Origin of the sequence: Leptospira yasudae, from assembly GCF_003545925.1 — a bacterium.
Classification (GTDB): domain Bacteria; phylum Spirochaetota; class Leptospiria; order Leptospirales; family Leptospiraceae; genus Leptospira; species Leptospira yasudae.
In genome coordinates, this window is record NZ_QHCU01000001.1 from 508,925 (window position 1) to 527,899 (window position 18,975).

An 18,975-nucleotide genomic window follows, 5' to 3' on the forward strand; every position below is an offset into this window, starting at 1 on the left:
AAGTCGACGCACTCTTTAAAAGCGAAGATTGAACTTCGCGTAAGAATCGATCTCGATGATCTGTCCCGGGATCGCATACGGATTGTTGACCCTTTTCGGAGCAACGCCCACGTCCAAAGTCTCTTCGTCCAAACCGAGCCAATAAAACGTAGCGGCTAAAATCAGCATCGCCGCCATTCCGTAGACCATCACTCCGCCCGTCAGACCTTCGTGCCTTCCGAAGTTACCGGCCAACTTTTGATACTTACCTGCGTTATGATTCGTTTCACGGATAATTCGTTCCTGATACAAATACATTGCGACAAACTCATCTTGCGAAACGACGTTGGCCGATAAGTATAACGAAGTCAAACTGACCTGAGAACGCGCGCGATCGTAAAGATCGTTGGCTTGTAAGTTAAAGTAATAATAGCCCGCATAAAACAAAAGAGTCCCGTATAAGGAATAGATCGAGAAATCGTTGTACGAATGATCCAAAAACACGTTCTGCTTATTTTTATAATAGGAAACGCTGTCGCCTTGCCTCAAAGTCAGATCGAGTTTTAACTCTTCGTCCTTTTTCACTTCTACGCCTTTTAATAAATCGACATGTCCTTCCATGGATAAACGAAGTCGGTTGAATCCGGTTTTGACTCTGACGTTCTTCAGCGGAGTCTTTCCTAAAAACTCGGAGCCGAGATATACGTTTGCTCCTTCCGGATTCGAAGTCACGGAAATCAAACCGTCTTTCGGCGTTTTGGTAAGAATCATTTCGAAACTTCCTCCGTCCTGAACGGAAACTCTTTGCGTCTGACTTTGAAACCCGTCCATGTAATACTTGATGACGTGGTTTCCCGGAAGAAGATCCGATTTTTGAAGCGGAGTTTTACCGAGGAATTGTCCGTCCAAAAACACGAGTACCCCGTCCATATTTCCGGATTTAAACGAGAATTGGATCGTATTCTTTCCGAGAAGTTCCTTTTTGATCTCGCCGATCAAACCGTCCAGCTCTTGATAAGAGCGTCTAACGCTAGTTTTGGCTCTGAATTCTTTTCGGGAAGCGTCCTTGGAAGATCTCAGGATAAGTTTGAGTTCCATCTGCGAATCGCTCTTCTTCTCGTAAGTTCCCGCAAGATGATAAAAACATCCCTGCTTCTTCCCCGATAAAAAAAGAGTGCTGTCTTCGGGAGGAATTTCGTCCTGAATGTATTCCGTTTTCAGATTCAAAAAACGCGGATCTTTTTCGGGAGAGGTTTCTTTCGCATTCTTCACTTGTTCGAGAATATCTCCGTCCCATTCTCCCTTTTTTAACTTCTCTCTCCCGGTCGGTTTTCCGAATGCGTGCTGAGCGCTGGTCGGAATTACGTCCGGATCGAAAATCTGAAACAGATTCTTTAAACCGGAATACAGAACGCCGCCGTATCCTTTGCTGAGATAATCGATGCTCGCGTCCACGTTCTGATTTTTGAGCGGGAAAACGCAGAGTTTCCGTTCGGTTTCGAAGGTGATTCTTTCCCTCATACCGGCCTCGGGAAAACGATAATAATCGTCGATCCCCTGCGCCGAAATTCCCATACTCAAAATCGCTAATATTAGAATAAATGCAAATACTCGAATCATCTCTTTTCCACGTTCAATGCGGTGACCAAACCTACGATCCCAAGAATAGGCATCACCAATGCCAACGGAGCCGAATACGCGTAATCTCTCGCAAAAGAAATCTGTTCGCCCAAACCGGGTCCGAACCAATCGGAGCCCGCGCTCACTCCCAAATAACTAAAAAGCGCCAGCGTCATTACAACTCCGGGTAACCCTGTCGTAAACAGAACTTTCAACACGGGCAAGGACGCCGGAAAAATATGGTTTCGAAACACGTTCGCCCTCGACGCGCCGAAATATGCCGATGCTAATACGAATCCGCTTCCGTCCGTCTCGCGAATTTTGCTCTGCAAGGTTTCGTACGAAAACGCCCAATCCCCTAACAGGATCGCTACGACCAAAACGGAGGGCCCGTTGCCGAGCGCATGCACCGTCAACAACGCGATGAGCAAAGAAGGAACGGAAACGAACACGGAAGAGATCGGAGTAAAAAACAATCTTCCCGTAAACGGAAGAGAATATTGAAACAGACAAATCAGCGAAGTAAAGACCAGCGTCAATACGCGGGACGGAAGGGAGAACAACAACGTCGCGACGGTTCCGTATGCGAACAGACCGTAGACGTCCCTTCCCAAACGATCACAACCGAAAGGATGATTCCAAGTAACCGAACAAAAACTTTCCTCCAGAAAAACTTCCGTAGGAGGGTTTTTCCAAAGTACGCCCGCAATCGCCAACGCCGCAAAAAGAAATCGTAAAACGTTGCCCGCGGAAATCAAGAAAGACTCTCCTTTCCGGTAAGATTTTCCTGAAACCGCAAAGAGATTCTGCTGAACAGATAAAACGTAAGACCGCTGTAAAACAAAAGGGCGCTCAACAATTCGGCGTCCATCGTCTGAATCGCGTAATACATGGATTTGCCGATTCCCGGGAAAAAGAAAATTTCCTCCACGATCATCGCTCCCGAAAGAAGGGAACTGAAATCGAGCAGAATCAAAACCGCGAGCAAGGGAAGAATTTTCAACAATACATGATTCCATAATATTCTATTTTTAGAATATCCTCTGGCGCGGAGAACCTTGGCATACGGAGATTTTAATTCGATCTCGGCGAGACTGAGGGCGAACTGATAGATTCTCGCCCAAACCCTAGAACCCAAAGCGATTCCTGGAAGAATCACATACATCGTATTTCCGTTTTCATAACCGCCGGGCGGAAACCATTCCAACTGCACGAAAAATATCAAAAGCAAAACGACCGCGACCACGAAAACCGGCGTCGACAGGATCAGGTTGCTCAGAAACAGAAACGCCCTCCTCGAAACGCTTTCCTCGTTTTTGGAAACGATCAACGCGATCGCGATCGCCAAAAAACTTCCCCAGCCTACGGAAAAGATCGCAAGGTGCAAGGTCGGAAGGACGCGGGAAGAAATATGTTTCCACACCGATTCTCCCGAAGCGGTCTTGCCGGATTGAAAGGTTAGAATTCCTTTCACAAAGGAAAGAACCTGAGACGGAAAGGTTTTTCGTTCCAGAAAGGATTCTTCCTTGGAGACGGAGGAATCTGCGTAGAGATATTCCTGATTGATGGAACGCAGATGTCCGAAAAGGACGGAGAAAAAAATTAATGCGACAAGAAATAGAAAGAACCTGGAGATTTCCCCCTGCACGATTAAACGTTCCGAGAAAAAGCTTTTTGGATTTCCTCGAAGGACCCGGAACGAATCAATTTTTCTCTGTCTTCTTTTACGTTTAACGCCTTTGCGATTTGTGCGAGGGTTTTGATATGTTCTTGAAACTTGGTTTTAGGAACGATGAGAAGAATGAAGATGTGAACCGGTTGATGATCAATGGAATCGAAATCGATTCCCTGCGGATTGAGTCCCATCACGCATTTGAGTTCGTCGACGAGATTGACCGAACAGTGAGGAATCGCAACTCCGCTTCCGATACCGGTCGACATGGACTTCTCCCGAGCGAGAAGGGATTCCAAAATCTCCTCCTTATTTTCGGATTCGATCTGATGCGTATCGACCGCTTTCTGAAGAAGTTTGGAAATAACTTCTTCCTTGGTTCCGGATTCAAGATTGAATATGACGGTTTCGGGATGAAGAAGAGTCAATAGTTGATTCATACGAGAGCCTCTGACTCCGTTCGGATTTCTTTTTTTTGTCCGCGTTTGTTACGATACGAGATCATCATTCTAACCACAAATTCGAATTACTCTAATTGCCCGAAATTATCGACTCTGCTTCCCAGAAATATACGAATCAAACTGGCTTCAATGAAAAAATAGAAAACGGAAAAGCTGAAAAGCGGCAGATAGAAGCCGACTAAGACTTGGATGACATAAAAAAGAACTCCCGTCCCCAAAACCCCGATCAAAGAATATACCCAAGCGGTGTGTAAATTTCTTCCCGGAGCGGCGAAAAGAATCGAAAACGAAACCCAAGTAGACAAAAGCACGGAAGAATATTCCTGCGCAAGACTTCCCGTTCCCAAAATCAATCCGACTCCGAAAATCAACGGAATCTGAAACGCCTGCGGTCTTTTTAAAAACGCCGGAATCAAAAAAAGAATCGAAAACGTTCCCATCGTTTCCAGAGAAGAAAATCTCCAAGGAGAATATCCTTCCTGCGAAAAGGAAAGAACGCTGTAAAGATCGGAAATGGATTCGTCCCGAAAGGACAAACTCGGCTTCCCAGAAAGTCCGCTGAACAGATCGATCGCGGGCAAGAGAAGATACAAAACCAAAAAGATCAAAAGCTGAATGAGAGAAAGCGGAACCTGAATCCGCAGACGATTTTCCAACGGAGAATATAAAAATACTCCCGCGATTCCTGCAAGAATCCCCCAGATCACGGTTCCCGGATGAATCGGCAAAAGAAGAACGAAAATCCCCGTATGAACGATCCACTTCAAAGGATAAACAGGTCGTTTAACAACCGTAAATTGATAAACGAAACAAGTCGCGAGAACGATCGCATAACAAATCCATAATGGAACCGTTCCGAACAAAACGATTCCCGCAAGGGACAGAATTCCGATGAGAAGATCGGGGAAAAAAGGATCGGACTTACGGAAAAAACCGGTTTTGGTCACGAGGAGATAATCAGACATTTAGATTCTCCTTCTTTCCGTTTTTTGCGTCTCGAATTCGGTCGCGGAGAGAAATCCCCGAAGGACAAAGGAAGGTGCAGATCCCGCATTCGATACAAGCGTTGGAAAAGAATTGTCCCTGACCGGTCACGAGCGAAATCGGATTGCACTCGAGAGGACAATTGTAAGTGCATTCTCCGCATTCCGTGCAGGGAAGTTCCTTCTGCTCGCGGATCTTTCCGGCTACGAAGATGATGGAATGCTGTTTGTAGATATCTAAAAAATATTCCTCGGAAGAAGAATGGAATTCTCCTCCGTCAAAAAAGGAATTAAACGTAAAGCTCGGATATTCCTTCTTCTTTTCGAGAAGAAGAAAGCTGAGACTTTGTCCGTCCCGGAACTTGATCGGAGATTCTTCCTTTTTGAGTCCTCCGTTTTTGCCAACGTAATAGATGCTGATATGCCTTTCGATAAAGGGAATCTTTTTGAATAAGGCGCGGTAGAGATGATAGAGAGTTTCGGGCCCGAGATAAAGAATATTCTCTTTTTGGAATGTCTTTTCGGAGAGCGCCTTTTTTACGAAATACTGGGGAAATCCCGCGGGATATTCGTATTTGCGGAACGGAACCGGAGAAAGGATATAATCTTTCACGTTCGCGCCCGGAAACCAAACCTTCAAGTATTCTAAAAATTGAATATGCAATTCTTTGCATTCTTCCGAGAGGATCTTTCGAAAGTCGACGGACTGCGTTTTTGTATAAGGCGAAAGTACGATCAGGGAGGAACGGAACGTTTGAAACAGAGTCGACAACTTCGTATCGGCGAAATCGAGCGATACAAGTCCGAGTTCGTCCATTCTTTCGAGAGCCTGTTCCAGTTTTAAGGAAGAATCGATCTGCGTTTCGCCCGATAACTGAAAACTTCCGTCCTGAACGATCCGAATCTTGGTCGAATGTTCTCCTTGGATCAAACTCGCGATCCCGTCGACGGGAGATAAAAGTGTTCCGACGGATTGCCGAAGAAGCGGCTCGCCCGCGCGTACACGGGTGGGGAATTCTTTTAGATATAAGGCTCCCGGTTCGGGAAATAATGTAAAAGGTTCTTCCAGGACGGTCTTACGGGAAAACTTTCCGTGGACCAATCCTGGCTTGAGAGTAAAAGCGGAGGGCTTCAAAACTCTTTAGGTGAGAGTTTTCACCATGTAGATTTCGTCTTTGATCGGGAGTTCTTTCTTAAGATTTTTGATATAAGGAAGAATTTCGCCCATCGGCTCATAGAATTCACAGTTCACTTGCATACGGCGAGCAACGGTGAAATATTTATAGAGCTTCTCTTCTCCGGATCTTTTGGACCATTTTTTCTTGGTACATTTTACGCGGAGAATGTATTTATCTGCCTCGGATTCATACTGTCTTACGGTTACGCAGTGCAGGCAATTAGCGCAGTAAACTTTCTCACTCATCGGGGTTCCTATAAAAGTAGCGGTATTTTGTCAATTTTTCAGAAAAAAGTGCGGAGTCAAGCAGAAGCCTCCTCGTCTTTGTCCGCAGGATAGGAGATTCTCTCTTCTACCCTGCTAGTTAGACGGCGGCTTAGGCCTGAGCGGGAAGTTCTTCCGTGGACTCTTGCTTGGAAGCCCCGAGTTTCCAGAGGGCTTCTTTCAGGGATAAATATCCTACGTAGAAGAATCCGAGCGCGTAGATTGCCAAGAATCCAACGATTTGCGGTTTTCCAAGAATGAAGGAAAGAACCACGGTTCCCAGGCAGTAGATCCCCATCAGGAACTCAAGAACCACGTGGAAATCCAAAGGAACAGTGTATTTTAATCTTTCTTTCAAAACGTCCGTGCTTTTCTCGATTTTGAGTTTCGGAGTGCGTTTGAAAGAAGACTGAATTCCGAGAATCGCTTCGAGCCATGCTCTCGTATTTACGATCGCGATTCCGGTTCCGATCATGATTAGAATCGGGAGATAGACCATTCTTCTCTTCCAATCTTTATGGAGAGTTTTCTGGGAATACGCGTAGAAAATCATCGGTCCGATGGAGCCTACGGAAAGAATTGCCGCGGTTCCCATCAAGATTTCGATCGGAAGATCGTAAAAGCTGAATCCGGACCAGTAGTCCATCAAAAGCAACGGAGCGCTGAACAGGATGTTGATCACCATCAAAGGGTGAACGGAATAATTGATTAAGTGAACGATGGCCTCGGATTTGATTCTCCAAGGAAGATCCGCGCGAAGAATTCTCGGAAGAAGTTTCACCGCAGTTTGGATGGAACCCTTGCACCAGCGGAACTGCTGGGATTTGTAAGCGGAGATCATCGCAGGGATCTCAGCTTTACATTCGATATCTTTAAAATAACGGAACTTCCATCCTCTCATTTCGGCACGGTAAGAAAGATCGAAGTCTTCGGTAAGAGTGTCGTGTTCCCATCCGCCGGAATCGATAATACATTCTTTTTTCCAGATTCCCGCGGTTCCGTTGAAGTTCATCCAAAGGTGAGAACCGTTTCTTGCCACCTGCTCGATCATAAAGTGACCGTCGATTCCGAAGGATTGAGCCTTGGTAAGAACGTTGTATTCCGCGTTTACGTGTCCCCAACGAACCTGAACCATTCCGATTTGCGGATCTTCGAAATAAGGAACGGTTTTGATTAAGAAGTCGGGATCGGGCATGAAGTCCGCGTCGAAGATGGCGATGTATTGACCGCGAGCCACTTTCATTCCGGCTTCGAGGGCGCCCGCTTTGTATCCGGTGCGCTCCGCTCCGGATCTGTGAAGGTGATGAATGTCGAATCCGAGGGATTTGTAGTGAGCGATGAGTTTTCTGGACTTTTCGACCGTCTCGTCCGTGGAATCATCTAAGAGCTGGATTTCGAGTTTATCTTTCGGATATTTAAGTGCGACTGTGGTTTCGAGGAGACGATCCACAACATAGAATTCGTTGAAAATAGGAAGCTGAACGGTTACTACCGGAAGATTCGGGTCGTTTATGTCGAGAATCTTGTCGGGGTCGGATTCGCAATATGCATGGTTCTTTTTATAGAGATACACCATTACGTAGGTATGAATCCCGAAGAAAAAGAGAGCGACGATGTCGATCCCATAGATGGCTAGAAACAGTACAGTTACGACGGTCAGCATAATGCTGACCAGGAAAAATTTTGCCGGTTAAAAGTCAAAGGTTTTGCGCTGCATAAAATTTTTAGTTTTTAAAATCGGTTAACGTATTTTTTATCCGGGAGACTAATGTAGGAACTCCCACGGCCGATACTTTTCATGGATGGACAACAGCCTCCCTGGTTGTGTTCTTCCACTGCGAATTTTCATTTTGAAACGGACGGGGGGACGAAAGTTAAACCGTCCCCTTTTTTTGTACATGTCGAGCGATTCAAAAGAGTGAGATAACCAAAAGGCAGTGGAACGTCGCCATTGGTTCTCAGCGCAGCTGAGATAGTAGTCCGGTTGCGCCCACTTTTTCGTGGTAGTTCCCACAAATTTCCAACGGAAACGCCGCAGACGGTTCGTGATTTCTCGATGAGTGGTAGTTCCCACATCGATTTGGAATTCTAGATGATTCTAAAGTTCGGACGAAATGTAGGATCTCATACGAATCCTGATTGAACCTACGCAGCTTGGAAGTCCACGAAATCCCCCGCGCAAGGGATCGATGCGGGGTCCGAAGGACCGAAGCGGAGAGCCCGGTGGTGGGCGCTCCTAACGAAGCACCTCGCTCTCTACGGATCATTCGGTAGGATCTCCTACCTCTCGGCTTATTTCAGAATCAACGAAAGATCTTCGCCCCACCATGCGCCCCACCGTTTCCGCATGCGACAGAATGTTCTTGTAAAAAGGCAGGAATGTGGGAACTCTTGCGGAAATGAATCCTACGCTCGTCGGCCTTTCCGTCGCATTCTTTTCGGTCTTGATCGCGATTCTTTTGGAAGGAGCCCATTTCTTATCGTTCTTCAAGGTTTCCGCTCTTTTACTCATCATCGGCGGAACTGCGGGCGCGACCTTTGCGAGTTTCTCCCTCGAACAAATCAAGGATCTCATTTTAAATCTGCAAACATCCGTATTCCCCCGACGCAAACTTCCCCTTGGAGAACTCTTTCTGGATTTTGCCGAACGCGCACGTAAGAACGGACTTCTTTCTCTCGAGGACAATCTCAAGTCGATTCAAGATCCGTTTTTGCAAAGAGGAATTCAACTCATCGTGGACGGAACCGATCCGCGCGCGGTCGAGGAAATTCTTTTCGAATCCGCGCTCGCGATGGAAGACAAGGAAGCGAACTCGGCAAAGATTTTGGAAACCGCGGGAGGATTTTCTCCTACGGTCGGGATCATCGGAACCGTCATGGGTTTGGTCGGAGTTCTGGAAAACTTGGGCGCGGGAACGCGCGCACTCGGAGAAGGAATCGCGACCGCGTTCATCGCGACCTTTTACGGAATCGCATTCGCGAACTTACTCTTCTTCCCTCTTGCAAACCGAATCAAGTCCTGGTCCAAGGAACAATCCGATCGCAGACAAGCGATCATCCGAGGAGTCATCGCTCTGCAAAGCGGAGACAACCGTCGGATTCTTATGGAAAGAATGACCCCGTTTATCGGCGGTTGAAGTCCAGGCCGCTGACTTCGCAAAATGTAGGATCTCCTGCGAAACGTTTTATGTCGGCGAAACTCTCTTGTCCGTGACATTCGTAGCGAACAAAACTTTGTATGAGTTCCTACAAACTTGCTCCGACAAATCATCGGGACGCAGAGAAGAGTTTTCTCAAGCGGGATTAAAAATTTCTTTCCTTCTCCAATAGAAAGGATTGAGTCTTCCCCCATGCCTCCTTCCTTGCAAAAAGTTCTCGGGCCGTTTCATCTCTGGGGAATCTCGGTCGGTCTTGTGATTTCCGGGGATTACTTCGGATGGAATCTCGGCTGGGCCCATTCCAACTTTTGGGAATTTGCCGTGGCCGTCGGTTTGATCGCGATCTTTTATTCCTGCTTTTCCTTGTGTTTCACAGAACTCGCGACCTCGATCCCGCACGCGGGCGGCCCTTCTGCATACGCGCATGTCGCCTTAGGGCCGTTAGGCGGATTAGTCGCCGGATTTTTCACCCTCGTTGAATTCGTATTGGCCCCGCCGGCAATCGCTTCGGCTCTCGGAGGTTACTTTCACTTTTTAGTTCCAGTCGTCGATGCGAATCTCGCGTCCAACGGATTCTTTATTCTTTTGATCGGAATCAATCTCTTAGGAATCAAACAAACCGCGCGCTTCGAATTGTTCGTCACGTTGACGGCGGTGTTCGGACTTATTCTTTACTTCGCGTTTTTGGTCCCTCACTTTCGGTGGGAACGAATCGCAACGAATTCTACATTCAATTTTTGGAATCTGTTTCCGGCCTTGCCGTATGCGATCTGGTTTTTTCTCGCGGTGGAAGGCGTCGCTATGGCCGCGGAAGAAGTGAAAAATCCGGAAAAAGATATTCCTCTCGGTTATCTTTCCGGAATCGGCACTTTGGTACTATTGGCGTTCGGAGTTTTATTCGGAACCGCGGGAATCGTTTCCACAAACTCGGTCTCCACTTTGGATTATCCGCTTTCGTTCACATTAGGAAATCTTTATGGATCTTCATCCTGGATCGCGCGTTTGTTTACCGGAATCGGATTGTTCGGCTTGATCGCGTCCTTGCTCGGAATCATACTCGGATATTCGAGACAGATCTATGCGCTCGCTAAAGAAGGATTCTTACCGAGAATTCTCGCCCGATTGAATCCGAAGACTCAGGCGCCGAGTTTCGCGATCGTGATCGGCGGACTTGTCGGACTTTTGGCCCTTCAATATGGAAACACGGGAGAATTGATCACATTATCCGCGTTCGGCGCGTGCGGAATGTATTGCATCAGCATGATTTCCTTTTTTGTCTTGAGAATCAAAAACCCGGACCAAAAGAAACCGTATCAAGTTCCCTTCTATCCGATTCTTCCGGCGGTCGCAATCGCACTCGGTTTCCTGTGTTTTATCACATTAGCGATTTATTATACGTTTTCTTTGATGATCTTGGCGATCGGATTGACCGTCGCGTTCCTGTTTTTTCTCGGCAGCAAAGGATTCGATCTCAAACGGATTCCGCATTCTTCCCTTTCGCCCGACCAAGAGGAAAGTTCGTTTTCCCGGGGAGATACGGACTTTTAAGTCATTCTATAGCCTGCGTTCTTTTCTCGAAGATTCGATGCGTCTTATATCAATACTTTGCAATCCGATTTAAGGAGAATTCCGCATGGAACTCGCAAACGATTTCTTATCCTGGGCTTGGGCCCGGCATCACAATCCTCTGAGCTGGTATATCCGCCCGATCATGCTTATTCCGTTTTGTTTTTTCGCGTATCGTCAAAGCGCGAAAGGAATCGTTCTTACCTTGGTCGCATTAGCGACGAGCATGTTTTGGTTTCCCGCTCCGAATCCTCCGAGCGAGGAAGCGATTCACTTTTTGGAAATGGAAAAGGAATATTTGACGAGCGACTGGACGTTCGGAAAAATTCTTATGGGGCTGATCGTCCCGTTCGGGTTTACATTGCTTGGAATCGCGTTTTGGAAACGTTCCCTTTTTTACGGCGCGCTGGTCGCCAATCTGATGGTGATTTCGAAAGTGATTTGGAGCACGGTCAACGACGCGGAAAATTCCGTGGGAACGATTTACCTTCCTACGATCGTCGGAGTGTTGTTGTTCAATTCTCTCTTTTATTATTTGGCAAAAGGCAAGAAACAAGAAATTTCATAAGAAACAAGAGGAAACGGAAGCTGATCTATATAGGATGCGGAAAACGAACTCACTTCGTGTAAGAAATTTCGTTTTTCAGTTTGAATCGATATTCTAAGGAAGAAACAAAAAAATTGGATTCAAACTAATAAATGAAATTCTATATCATTCTTCAAAGGATTTTATAAAATAAAGTTCTCTTTTTTATAGCGTGAATTGTCCAAGAAACTCCGATGCGTTACACTCTTCCGTTATGAAAAAATACAACAGCCAATTCTTTACTCGCGTCTTCACAATGTTTACGATCCTATGTATGACCGTAGTCGATTGCAAAAAGGAGAACAATGATTCTTCCGCGTTGATGGTTGTCGCCGCCTTATTTGCAAGCGCGTCCAACCGCTCCGTTTCCTATGGCGGAACCAAAAGTCCCGGAGATGTTATGACCGGAGATATGGTAAAAGCCAACTACGGAAGTTTTTCGTTCACCAATCTTACAACGAACGAAAAAATTTCCGGTCAAGTTGCCACCTATTCCTCAAGTCCTTTTATCGCGTTGTTATCCGCACCTTCTTACTCACAAGGCGGGTTTGCGATTCCCATCGACGGTGTGGGATTGTTAGCGACTCCGATCAGCGGCTATTCGAACGCCGGCGGGGCTCCGGTAACTTCCATGCGCGCGGAAGTATATGCAGAAAAAAGCACGAACTGCTCGGATGTAAGCGGAACCTTCAACACGGTGCAAGCGATGTTCGGAACCTTAGGCGGATCGTTTCAAGGCGGTTACGGCGTTTTAACGATCACGGGAACCAATCAAAAATTCGTTTCAGGAACGATTACGACTTTAGGCGGAGCCGGTACTGCGGTGAATCTCAACAACGGAATCTGCACCGATGGAAAAGTTGTTTGGCCTACCGGCGAGACTGCGTTCGTTTCTTCGACCGGAGTTCTCATTTTGGATATGGGCACCGACAAAGGAGGTTTTTTCGGTTTAGCGCAGGATACTTCGATCAATGGGGCCAGCGTTTTAAACGGCAAGACATTCTTAGGTTTTGACAATCTACGCGGGGCCAACGCGGCCACCGTGGATTCTTTCGTTAGCGGTAAGTTCGCCTGCGCCGCGGGAGTCTGCACCGGGGTCAACGTAGACGCTCGCACCTTATCCCCGCTGAACGGCGGAAACTCGTCTACGAACGTTCCCGTATTTACGAACGGAATTTCCGCTTCCACTACGTTCGGAACCGCGGGAGGCGGAATGCCATTCGCGATGAACGATAATTTGGTGATCATCGCTCGCACGGTAAAAAACAAGATTACGATCGCAATGTTGGCTTGCTCGACGGGCGGCTGTACTGCCGCATCTTCTCGACACTTCGGACTTTATACGGAGAATTGAATGAGACGTTAAACGATATCCACGTTCAGCTCGGCGAGAATGTCTTCGAGTTCTCGCTTGTCCTGCACTTCCACAAGACGATCTTCTCCGAACTCGTCCGCTTCGAGACGAACCGCAAAATATCCGGCGTTGTCCTCTCCCTTTAAGGAACTAACGTCGAGATTGATCAGATCGGAATCCTCTTCCAACACGGGAGTCAAAAGAAGATATTGATTCTCGTCGATCTCCAACGCTTCCGCCACGATAAAAGAATGAGGGTTTCCGTCCTCGTCTAAAAGCTGAACGGTTTCCCGTCCTTGTTCCTCGTGATCTCTGGATTCTTCCTCGGAAAAGGGATCGCTCATCTTTCGTCGCCTTGCGCTCCGCCCTCGGAATCGAACTCGAAGGGAAGTTTATTTTTTTTGGCGAAATTACATTCTTTGCATGCGGGAACGAGATTGGCTTTGATGGACTTTCCTCCTTTTGCAAGAGGAATAAGATGGTCCATCGTCAATTCTTCGGGCGGAAACTTTTTACCGCAATAGTGACAGATGCCCGCGCCTTTTTTCTTTTTCCACCAAGGAGTTCGTTTCAGATCCTTGGCGATTCTTCTCTGTTTCGTGAGTTCTTCCTCGCTGATCCAGACGATGGGTTCTTCTTCGGGTTCCATTCGAAAATTCTAATCTTTATACGCGGCCCAATCGGAACCGGGTCCGCTGACGGAAAGTTTCAGGGTTTCGCTACGATTGACCGCCTGAATTCCGTCTTCCAAACCGGAAGCGGTGAGAAGAATCGTATCTCCCTGCGAAAGAATTTCTCCTTCCACCTCCGCCTTCCCCTGCAACACGATCAAAATTTGGAACACGGAATCCAGATATACATTCGGAATTTGGAATATTTTTCCGTTTCCGGAAACCTCGAGGGTTTCCATGAGGAATTTATCGTTTGCCGTTAGACGAAACCGCTTTCCGTCGCTCCAGTTTTTCGGCACGGGCTTCATCATATCGTCTTCGGAAGGACCGGAATAATCCAAAACGTCCAGCGCTTTTTGAAGATGCAGTTCTCTCGGTCTTCCGTAATCGTAAACGCGGTATGTGGAATCGGAGGATTGTTGCACTTCCATCAGAAGAATCCCGGCGCCGATCGCGTGAATTCTTCCCGGATTTAAAAGAAAGGAATCTCCTTCCTTTACGGGGATTTGTCTTAAAACTTCTTCGGCCCGGTTTTGTTCCACGAGGGTTTTGAATTCTTCCCTGCTGGTCGCATTCAAAAAACCGCATACGAGTTTGGAACCGGGTTCGGCTTGCAGTACGGTCCAGGCTTCCTTTTTTCCCGCGCTTTGCGGATCGTATTTTTCCGCATACGCATCGTCGGGATGAACTTGAACGGAAAGTTTTTCTTTGGCGTCTATGATTTTGATTAAAAGAGGAAAGGGTTTTCCGCGAAACGGTTTTCCGAGGATCGAATCCGTGTTTTCCCGATACGCGGTACGGAAATTTTTTCCGGCAAGAGGTCCGTTGACGATTACGGAAACGTCGTTTCCATAATCCGAAATTTCCCAGGATTCTCCGATGTTTCCTTCCGGAATCGTTCTTCCGGGAAAATCTCCGAGCTTTCTACCGCCCCAAATTCTTTCCTTATAGATCGGATTCAACCGGATCACCTTCTGCATAGGACCTATTTTTTCCCTCCTTCTATAAGTTCAATTTTTACTTTGAGAAGATTCTTCTTAAAATGTACGAACCCTGACGGTTTGAGTCCGGATAAATCCAGTTCGTAGATTTTTCCGGGAAGAAGTTTTCCGGCTTCCGCTTCCAGATTGAGATTTCGAAAACTTTTATACGTTCCTTTTCCTCCGCAGGAATCGCAGAACACGTTCGAACCCCTGCAATCGGGACAAAGAACGCGCACGACCAAGGGGATCTTCGCGGCTAATGGAGAATCGAGTTCTTCGGTAGTTAAGAGAATTCTAATATCGTAATGGATTCCGGAATACTTTTTGCGCTCTTTATTGCGCATTCCCGCGCGGAGAAGTCCCCGTTTTGCGAATTCGACCGCCTGACCCGCGTATAAAATTCTCGAACTCGGAATTTGCCGGATCGGCGCCGGAACGTTCGGATCATTCTTCCCTTCGAGCGAGGACTTGAACTTAAAAAGAATCTCGGGATGTCTGGAAAGATATTGAAGATCGTATTCTTTCCGTTTGATCGGATGCGTTAGAATTTGATACGAAACCGCGAATTTTTGAAAGAGATCGGAAGATCCGGTCTCGCGGTTATCGGGATGAAAAATTTTCGCCAATTCCCGATAACGCGACTTTACCCTTTCGACGGAGGCGAGAGGGGAAAGACCTAGATTCTTATAATGATCCGGAAAGTGATTCTGAAGTCCCGGATCATTCATGGAAGTATTTTACTCCTTCGGAAGATTCTCCTGATAAGGTCCCCCGTTCTCGATTTCGCGCAGTGTTTTGTCCACGTCTTCTGCGGTCGTTTTGATATTTCCTTCCACATACTTATCGATTCGACGGATGATTTCCAATAGGTTAGTTCTATAAATCCGGACAAGTTTTACCCGTTGTGCCGGTTCTCGAATGGTCGTGACATTATACAATATCTCTTTCGTCCCCGCGTCCGTTTTTTTACGGATCACCAATTCGATGGAATCCGGATTGGTTCCGTCCGAACTCACCTTTTCGTTTTTCAAGATGCTGATTTCTTCGTCTACATTGCGCATTTTGGAAATTAATGATTTCCTACTCCAGAAGACGATCGATTCCAACTTCAAGGGTGTATTTTGCGCGCCCGCACCGGAAACTTTTAATACGAAGCGAAGATCGAGCATGTAACGATTTCTACTTTGCGGAATCTGATCTTCGTATGCGGGGATAAATTGACTGTAAAGATTGTCTTGAATCTGTTTTCTTCGATTCAAGAACGCTAAACGGCTCTCGATTCTCTTATGAAACTCGGCGATATCCTTTCCGAGTATCTCCAGGTCCTTAACTTGTCCCTGTTCATAAGGTAGGATTTTCACTTTACCATCCGGTTCGAACTCTTGGCCCGAAATACCGGCTAAGGCGGAAATCAAAATCAGGAAATAAAATAATTTGGCATTCATTGTAGATTTTCCCAGTCGCCGTCCTTTACTAGTTTCGGAGGTTCCCGGATTTTCCCCATAATTTTATCAAAAATAGATTGAACTTATCGTCAAATTCTGGGAAAAGGGAAGGAAAGGATCGGTATGGAAATCAATCACAGAAAGTCGGGAGAAACAAACATAGTGAGTCTTTCGGGCAGTCTCGATATCTATACCTCAATCGATCTCAAAACCTTCTTCGAATCCAACATCAACAAAGATAATAAAAACGTAGTCGTAAATCTTGAAAAACTCAACTACATCGATTCTTCCGGAATTGGAATGTTGATCAAGCAGTTGAACTACGTGCAAGACTTGAACGGTTCTTTTTTTATCGCGAACATGAAGCCTGCGATCGAAAAAGTTTTCAAAGTCGCCGGTCTTACTTCTTACTTCAAAACGATCAGCCCTGCGGAATTCACTTCCAACTTCCCGTAATTCGCAATTCGATTCTCGAAAAGGCTCCCGAACTCAGTAAAACGTTCCGTATGTTTCGCGTTAAGGAAGCCCCTCCCTTGGTTTATTCTTTTTTCGCCGAAATTCTCCGCAAAAGCGGATCGTAAAAAAGCGTCTTCTCGTAGTTCCCGCCGGTGTTCTGTCGAAGGCGATCTATCGAACGCCCGCCCCCTAGGAATAGGACATCCTTACCATCTTCGGCAATCGGATTTCAGAGGAATCGTAGGAGGTACGACGGTGCTTTTGTAATATTCAATTCCCATCCTGCAACGCGATCCGTAGAAAGCGGAACATTGAGTTATTGGGCGGTGGGGGCGATGGCGAGCGCTCCAAAACCGAGCGACCATAGAAGCGAGGTTCGGAGAGCGAAGGCGCTGCGTTCTAACAGCTGGAAAGGTTCGAAAAATTTTCCTCTATCAAGAAAAGATACTTTTTGCAAGTAAAAAGCCTCAATCTTGTCGGAACACTGAGTTACCGGGTCGTTCCGTTTCTCTGCTTCGCTGAGAGCCTGCGATTACGCTCCGCTATCTACGGCCATATCTCACTCGATCCATAGAGAGCGTTCTGCTGAGTTACCGGGTCGTTCCGTTTCTCTGCTTCGCTGAGAGCCTGCGATTACGCTCCGCTATCTACGGCCATATCTCACTCGATCCATAGAGAGCGTTCTGCTGAGTTACCGGGTCGTTCCGTTTCTCTGCTTCGCTGAGAGCCTGCGATTACGCTCCGCTATCTACGGCCATATCTCACTCCCTATGGGTCGTTCGATAGGAATAAAACACGTCCCAGATTCCCCAGAAACGACCGATCTCGCCCGCATTCGGAACCAATCGAAAGTCCATTCTCCCCTCGATCAGCTCGCCCGGATCCACCCGAAACCGAACCGGAAATTGAGAGGAATACGTTTCGCTTCCCGGAAATCGAACCGTGGTTTTTAAAATGCCGTTCATATAAATGGAGAGTTCCCGCGGTTTCACCCCTTTCGGTCTTTCGGAAAACGTAAACTGCGTTAGATCCATTTGGATATACAAAGGCTCGTTGCGTGACGGATCGGCGGTCAGATAAAAACGAAGTCCTTCTTCGGGAATCATTCTGCAAAGACCGTCTTGAAGTCTTCCAGTTGCGGCCCCCGGCGCAAAATCCGGTCTATCCCGTTCCAACTGCATCCCGTTGTGAATCGCCCAAGTCGAAAGTTCGCTGTAAGTCCGGAAATCCTCCGTATGCAGGGGCGCTCCGTCTTCTCCCTGATGATCGAAGTTGATGAATTTTTTAAATTTCGGATTTTCTTCCGATTGGAGGAACCCCGTACTGGTAAAAGTAAAACAGAGAAAAACGAGTATGAATCGGTGAACTACCATCTACTCTAGTATCGACAGGACCGGGAAGAATTTGATCACAATCCAGACACTCGACCAAGCCGGAAAGACGATTCATTCTCCCTGTGTAGTGACCTTGGGCAATTTCGACGGGATTCATCTCGGTCATCAGGCCCTTTTGGACCGGGTTTTACAAGTTTCCAAACAAACCGGTCTTTCTTCCTGCGTCGTCACCTACGACCCGAATCCCGCCATCGTCCTCGGAAAAAATCCCGAAATGAAAAGTCTGATGACCCTCGCCGATAAGGAAGAATGGATTCGCAGACAAGGAATCGATTATCTGGTCGTTCTTCCGTTTAACAAAGAATTGGCGGAAATGAGCGCCGAAACCTTTTTGGAGGACATTCTTCTAAAACAATTAAAAGCGAAGAATATCATCATCGGCTTCAATCATTGTTTCGGAAAAGGTAGAAGAGGCAACTACGAACTCCTTAAAGAATATTCTGATAAACTAAAATACTCCGTCGAAAAAGTGGACCCCGTCTTTCTCGAAGAAATCAAACTCTCCAGTTCTTATGTGAGAACCCTCGTTTCCGAAGGAAACGTAAAGGAAGCCGCGCGCTGCCTAAATCGATCCTATTCCGTTTCCGGCACGGTCGTGGGCGGACACAAGCGGGGAAGACAAATCGGATTTCCGACGGCAAACGTGCAATTCAATCCTGACATTCTAATCCCCGGAATCGGAGTCTACGCCGGCTTTACGACCGTGGAAGGAACCGCATATCCTTCTATGATCAATATCGGACGCAATCCGACGTTCGGCGAAAACGCGGTCACGCTCGAATCGAACATCTTCGACTTTCAAAAAGAAATCTACGATCAAACCGTGCGCGTTACGTTTACGGAAAGAATTCGGGACGAAGTCAAATTCTCCGGGGTGGAATCTTTGATCGCTCAGCTCAAACAAGACGAAATCTCCGCGAGAAAGATTCTCGAATCCGAAAAAACGAATTTCAAAGTCTGACCGACTTCGTTTAACAATCTAGGATATTCGTACAGAGCGGAATCTACGATTCTTGCGGTCAACATCGGAGCGACGAGAACCTTCGATTAAAAACGACATTCTCCTTGGATCGATGAGGCGCGCGCGTTCGATCGTTTCAGGGAGAATCTAGATTTCGTTCCTTTCCGAAAAAAGGGTCCGCAAAAGATACGCGAATTCCTTTTTTTCTTCTTCATTAGAATTTCATGAATCTTTGTTGGCGCTCC

Annotated in this window: 20 protein-coding genes; 6 read left to right on the forward strand and 14 right to left on the reverse strand. The window is 46.8% G+C overall.

Annotated features, from left to right (window positions below; genetic code table 11):
- Positions 1 to 15: 15 nt before the first annotated feature.
- From DLM76_RS02525 to DLM76_RS02560, 8 genes are all read right to left on the reverse strand, one after another.
- Entirely contained in the window at positions 16 to 1,599 is a 1,584-nt protein-coding gene (locus DLM76_RS02525) for a PEGA domain-containing protein (protein WP_118955109.1), read from the reverse strand.
- On the reverse strand, positions 1,596 to 2,357 hold the full coding sequence (locus tag DLM76_RS02530) for an ABC transporter permease (protein ID WP_118955108.1): 762 nt from the start codon (positions 2,355 to 2,357) through the stop codon (positions 1,596 to 1,598). The genes DLM76_RS02525 and DLM76_RS02530 overlap by 4 nt, the downstream gene beginning before the upstream one ends.
- On the reverse strand, positions 2,354 to 3,247 hold the full coding sequence (locus DLM76_RS02535) for an ABC transporter permease subunit (protein WP_118964272.1): 894 nt from the start codon (positions 3,245 to 3,247) through the stop codon (positions 2,354 to 2,356). Before DLM76_RS02535 ends, DLM76_RS02530 begins: the two co-directional genes overlap by 4 nt.
- A 2-nt stretch (positions 3,248 to 3,249) precedes the next feature.
- Complete coding sequence (locus DLM76_RS02540; protein ID WP_118964273.1) at positions 3,250 to 3,711, reverse strand: PTS sugar transporter subunit IIA; 462 nt, start codon at positions 3,709 to 3,711, stop codon at positions 3,250 to 3,252.
- An 86-nt stretch (positions 3,712 to 3,797) separates the two neighbouring features.
- Entirely contained in the window at positions 3,798 to 4,697 is a 900-nt protein-coding gene (locus DLM76_RS02545; RefSeq protein ID WP_118955105.1) for a hypothetical protein, read from the reverse strand.
- Entirely contained in the window at positions 4,690 to 5,850 is a 1,161-nt protein-coding gene (locus tag DLM76_RS02550) for an oxidoreductase (protein WP_118964274.1), read from the reverse strand. The genes DLM76_RS02545 and DLM76_RS02550 overlap by 8 nt, the downstream gene beginning before the upstream one ends.
- 6 nt (positions 5,851 to 5,856) lie before the next feature.
- Positions 5,857 to 6,138: a hypothetical protein gene (locus tag DLM76_RS02555; RefSeq protein ID WP_004459036.1), complete on the reverse strand. Its 282-nt coding sequence runs from the start codon at positions 6,136 to 6,138 to the stop codon at positions 5,857 to 5,859.
- Positions 6,139 to 6,268: 130 nt separating this feature from the next.
- Positions 6,269 to 7,819, reverse strand: coding sequence for a cellulose synthase family protein (locus DLM76_RS02560; RefSeq protein ID WP_118964275.1), 1,551 nt, complete (start codon positions 7,817 to 7,819; stop codon positions 6,269 to 6,271).
- A gap of 736 nt (positions 7,820 to 8,555) precedes the next feature.
- Between DLM76_RS02560 and DLM76_RS02565 the strand changes: the two genes are divergently transcribed.
- From DLM76_RS02565 to DLM76_RS02580, 4 genes are all read left to right on the forward strand, one after another.
- The gene (locus tag DLM76_RS02565; RefSeq protein ID WP_118955202.1) at positions 8,556 to 9,293 is read left to right on the forward strand and encodes a motility protein A; all 738 of its coding nucleotides are present in this window, start codon (positions 8,556 to 8,558) and stop codon (positions 9,291 to 9,293) included.
- Between the two features lie 213 nt (positions 9,294 to 9,506).
- Positions 9,507 to 10,862, forward strand: coding sequence for an ethanolamine permease (eat, locus tag DLM76_RS02570; RefSeq protein ID WP_135581043.1), 1,356 nt, complete (start codon positions 9,507 to 9,509; stop codon positions 10,860 to 10,862).
- 85 nt (positions 10,863 to 10,947) lie between these two features.
- Positions 10,948 to 11,448 carry a hypothetical protein gene (locus tag DLM76_RS02575; RefSeq protein WP_118955102.1) on the forward strand — a complete coding sequence of 167 codons (501 nt, stop codon included), beginning with the start codon at positions 10,948 to 10,950 and terminating at the stop codon, positions 11,446 to 11,448.
- 274 nt (positions 11,449 to 11,722) lie between these two features.
- Positions 11,723 to 12,820, forward strand: coding sequence for a hypothetical protein (locus DLM76_RS02580; RefSeq protein WP_425528919.1), 1,098 nt, complete (start codon positions 11,723 to 11,725; stop codon positions 12,818 to 12,820).
- An 8-nt stretch (positions 12,821 to 12,828) separates the two neighbouring features.
- Here the strand turns inward: DLM76_RS02580 and DLM76_RS02585 are convergent, their stop codons facing one another.
- The 5 genes from DLM76_RS02585 to DLM76_RS02605 are packed head-to-tail and all read right to left on the reverse strand — an operon-like array spanning position 12,829 to position 15,919.
- Positions 12,829 to 13,164, reverse strand: a complete 336-nt coding sequence (locus DLM76_RS02585; protein WP_118955100.1) for a DUF1292 domain-containing protein — start codon at positions 13,162 to 13,164, stop codon at positions 12,829 to 12,831.
- The gene (locus tag DLM76_RS02590; protein WP_118964276.1) at positions 13,161 to 13,469 is read right to left on the reverse strand and encodes an HNH endonuclease; all 309 of its coding nucleotides are present in this window, start codon (positions 13,467 to 13,469) and stop codon (positions 13,161 to 13,163) included. Before DLM76_RS02590 ends, DLM76_RS02585 begins: the two co-directional genes overlap by 4 nt.
- A 9-nt stretch (positions 13,470 to 13,478) precedes the next feature.
- On the reverse strand, positions 13,479 to 14,471 hold the full coding sequence (locus DLM76_RS02595; RefSeq protein WP_118964277.1) for a type I phosphomannose isomerase catalytic subunit: 993 nt from the start codon (positions 14,469 to 14,471) through the stop codon (positions 13,479 to 13,481).
- 5 nt (positions 14,472 to 14,476) lie between these two features.
- A complete protein-coding gene (locus tag DLM76_RS02600) occupies positions 14,477 to 15,202 on the reverse strand; it encodes a J domain-containing protein (RefSeq protein ID WP_118964278.1) in 726 nt (241 codons plus the stop codon).
- Positions 15,203 to 15,211: 9 nt separating this feature from the next.
- Complete coding sequence (locus DLM76_RS02605; protein ID WP_118955096.1) at positions 15,212 to 15,919, reverse strand: LIC_12936 family protein; 708 nt, start codon at positions 15,917 to 15,919, stop codon at positions 15,212 to 15,214.
- 123 nt (positions 15,920 to 16,042) lie between these two features.
- Here DLM76_RS02605 and DLM76_RS02610 point away from each other — a divergent pair, with 123 nt between their 5' ends.
- Positions 16,043 to 16,375 carry an STAS domain-containing protein gene (locus DLM76_RS02610; RefSeq protein ID WP_118955095.1) on the forward strand — a complete coding sequence of 111 codons (333 nt, stop codon included), beginning with the start codon at positions 16,043 to 16,045 and terminating at the stop codon, positions 16,373 to 16,375.
- A gap of 761 nt (positions 16,376 to 17,136) precedes the next feature.
- Here the strand turns inward: DLM76_RS02610 and DLM76_RS02615 are convergent.
- Positions 17,137 to 17,748: an LIC10729 family protein gene (locus tag DLM76_RS02615; RefSeq protein ID WP_118964279.1), complete on the reverse strand. Its 612-nt coding sequence runs from the start codon at positions 17,746 to 17,748 to the stop codon at positions 17,137 to 17,139.
- Between the two features lie 31 nt (positions 17,749 to 17,779).
- Between DLM76_RS02615 and DLM76_RS02625 the strand changes: the two genes are divergently transcribed.
- Positions 17,780 to 18,730 (forward strand): bifunctional riboflavin kinase/FAD synthetase, encoded by a 951-nt coding sequence (locus DLM76_RS02625; RefSeq protein ID WP_118964280.1) that lies wholly within the window; start codon positions 17,780 to 17,782, stop codon positions 18,728 to 18,730.
- Positions 18,731 to 18,975: the final 245 nt, after the last annotated feature.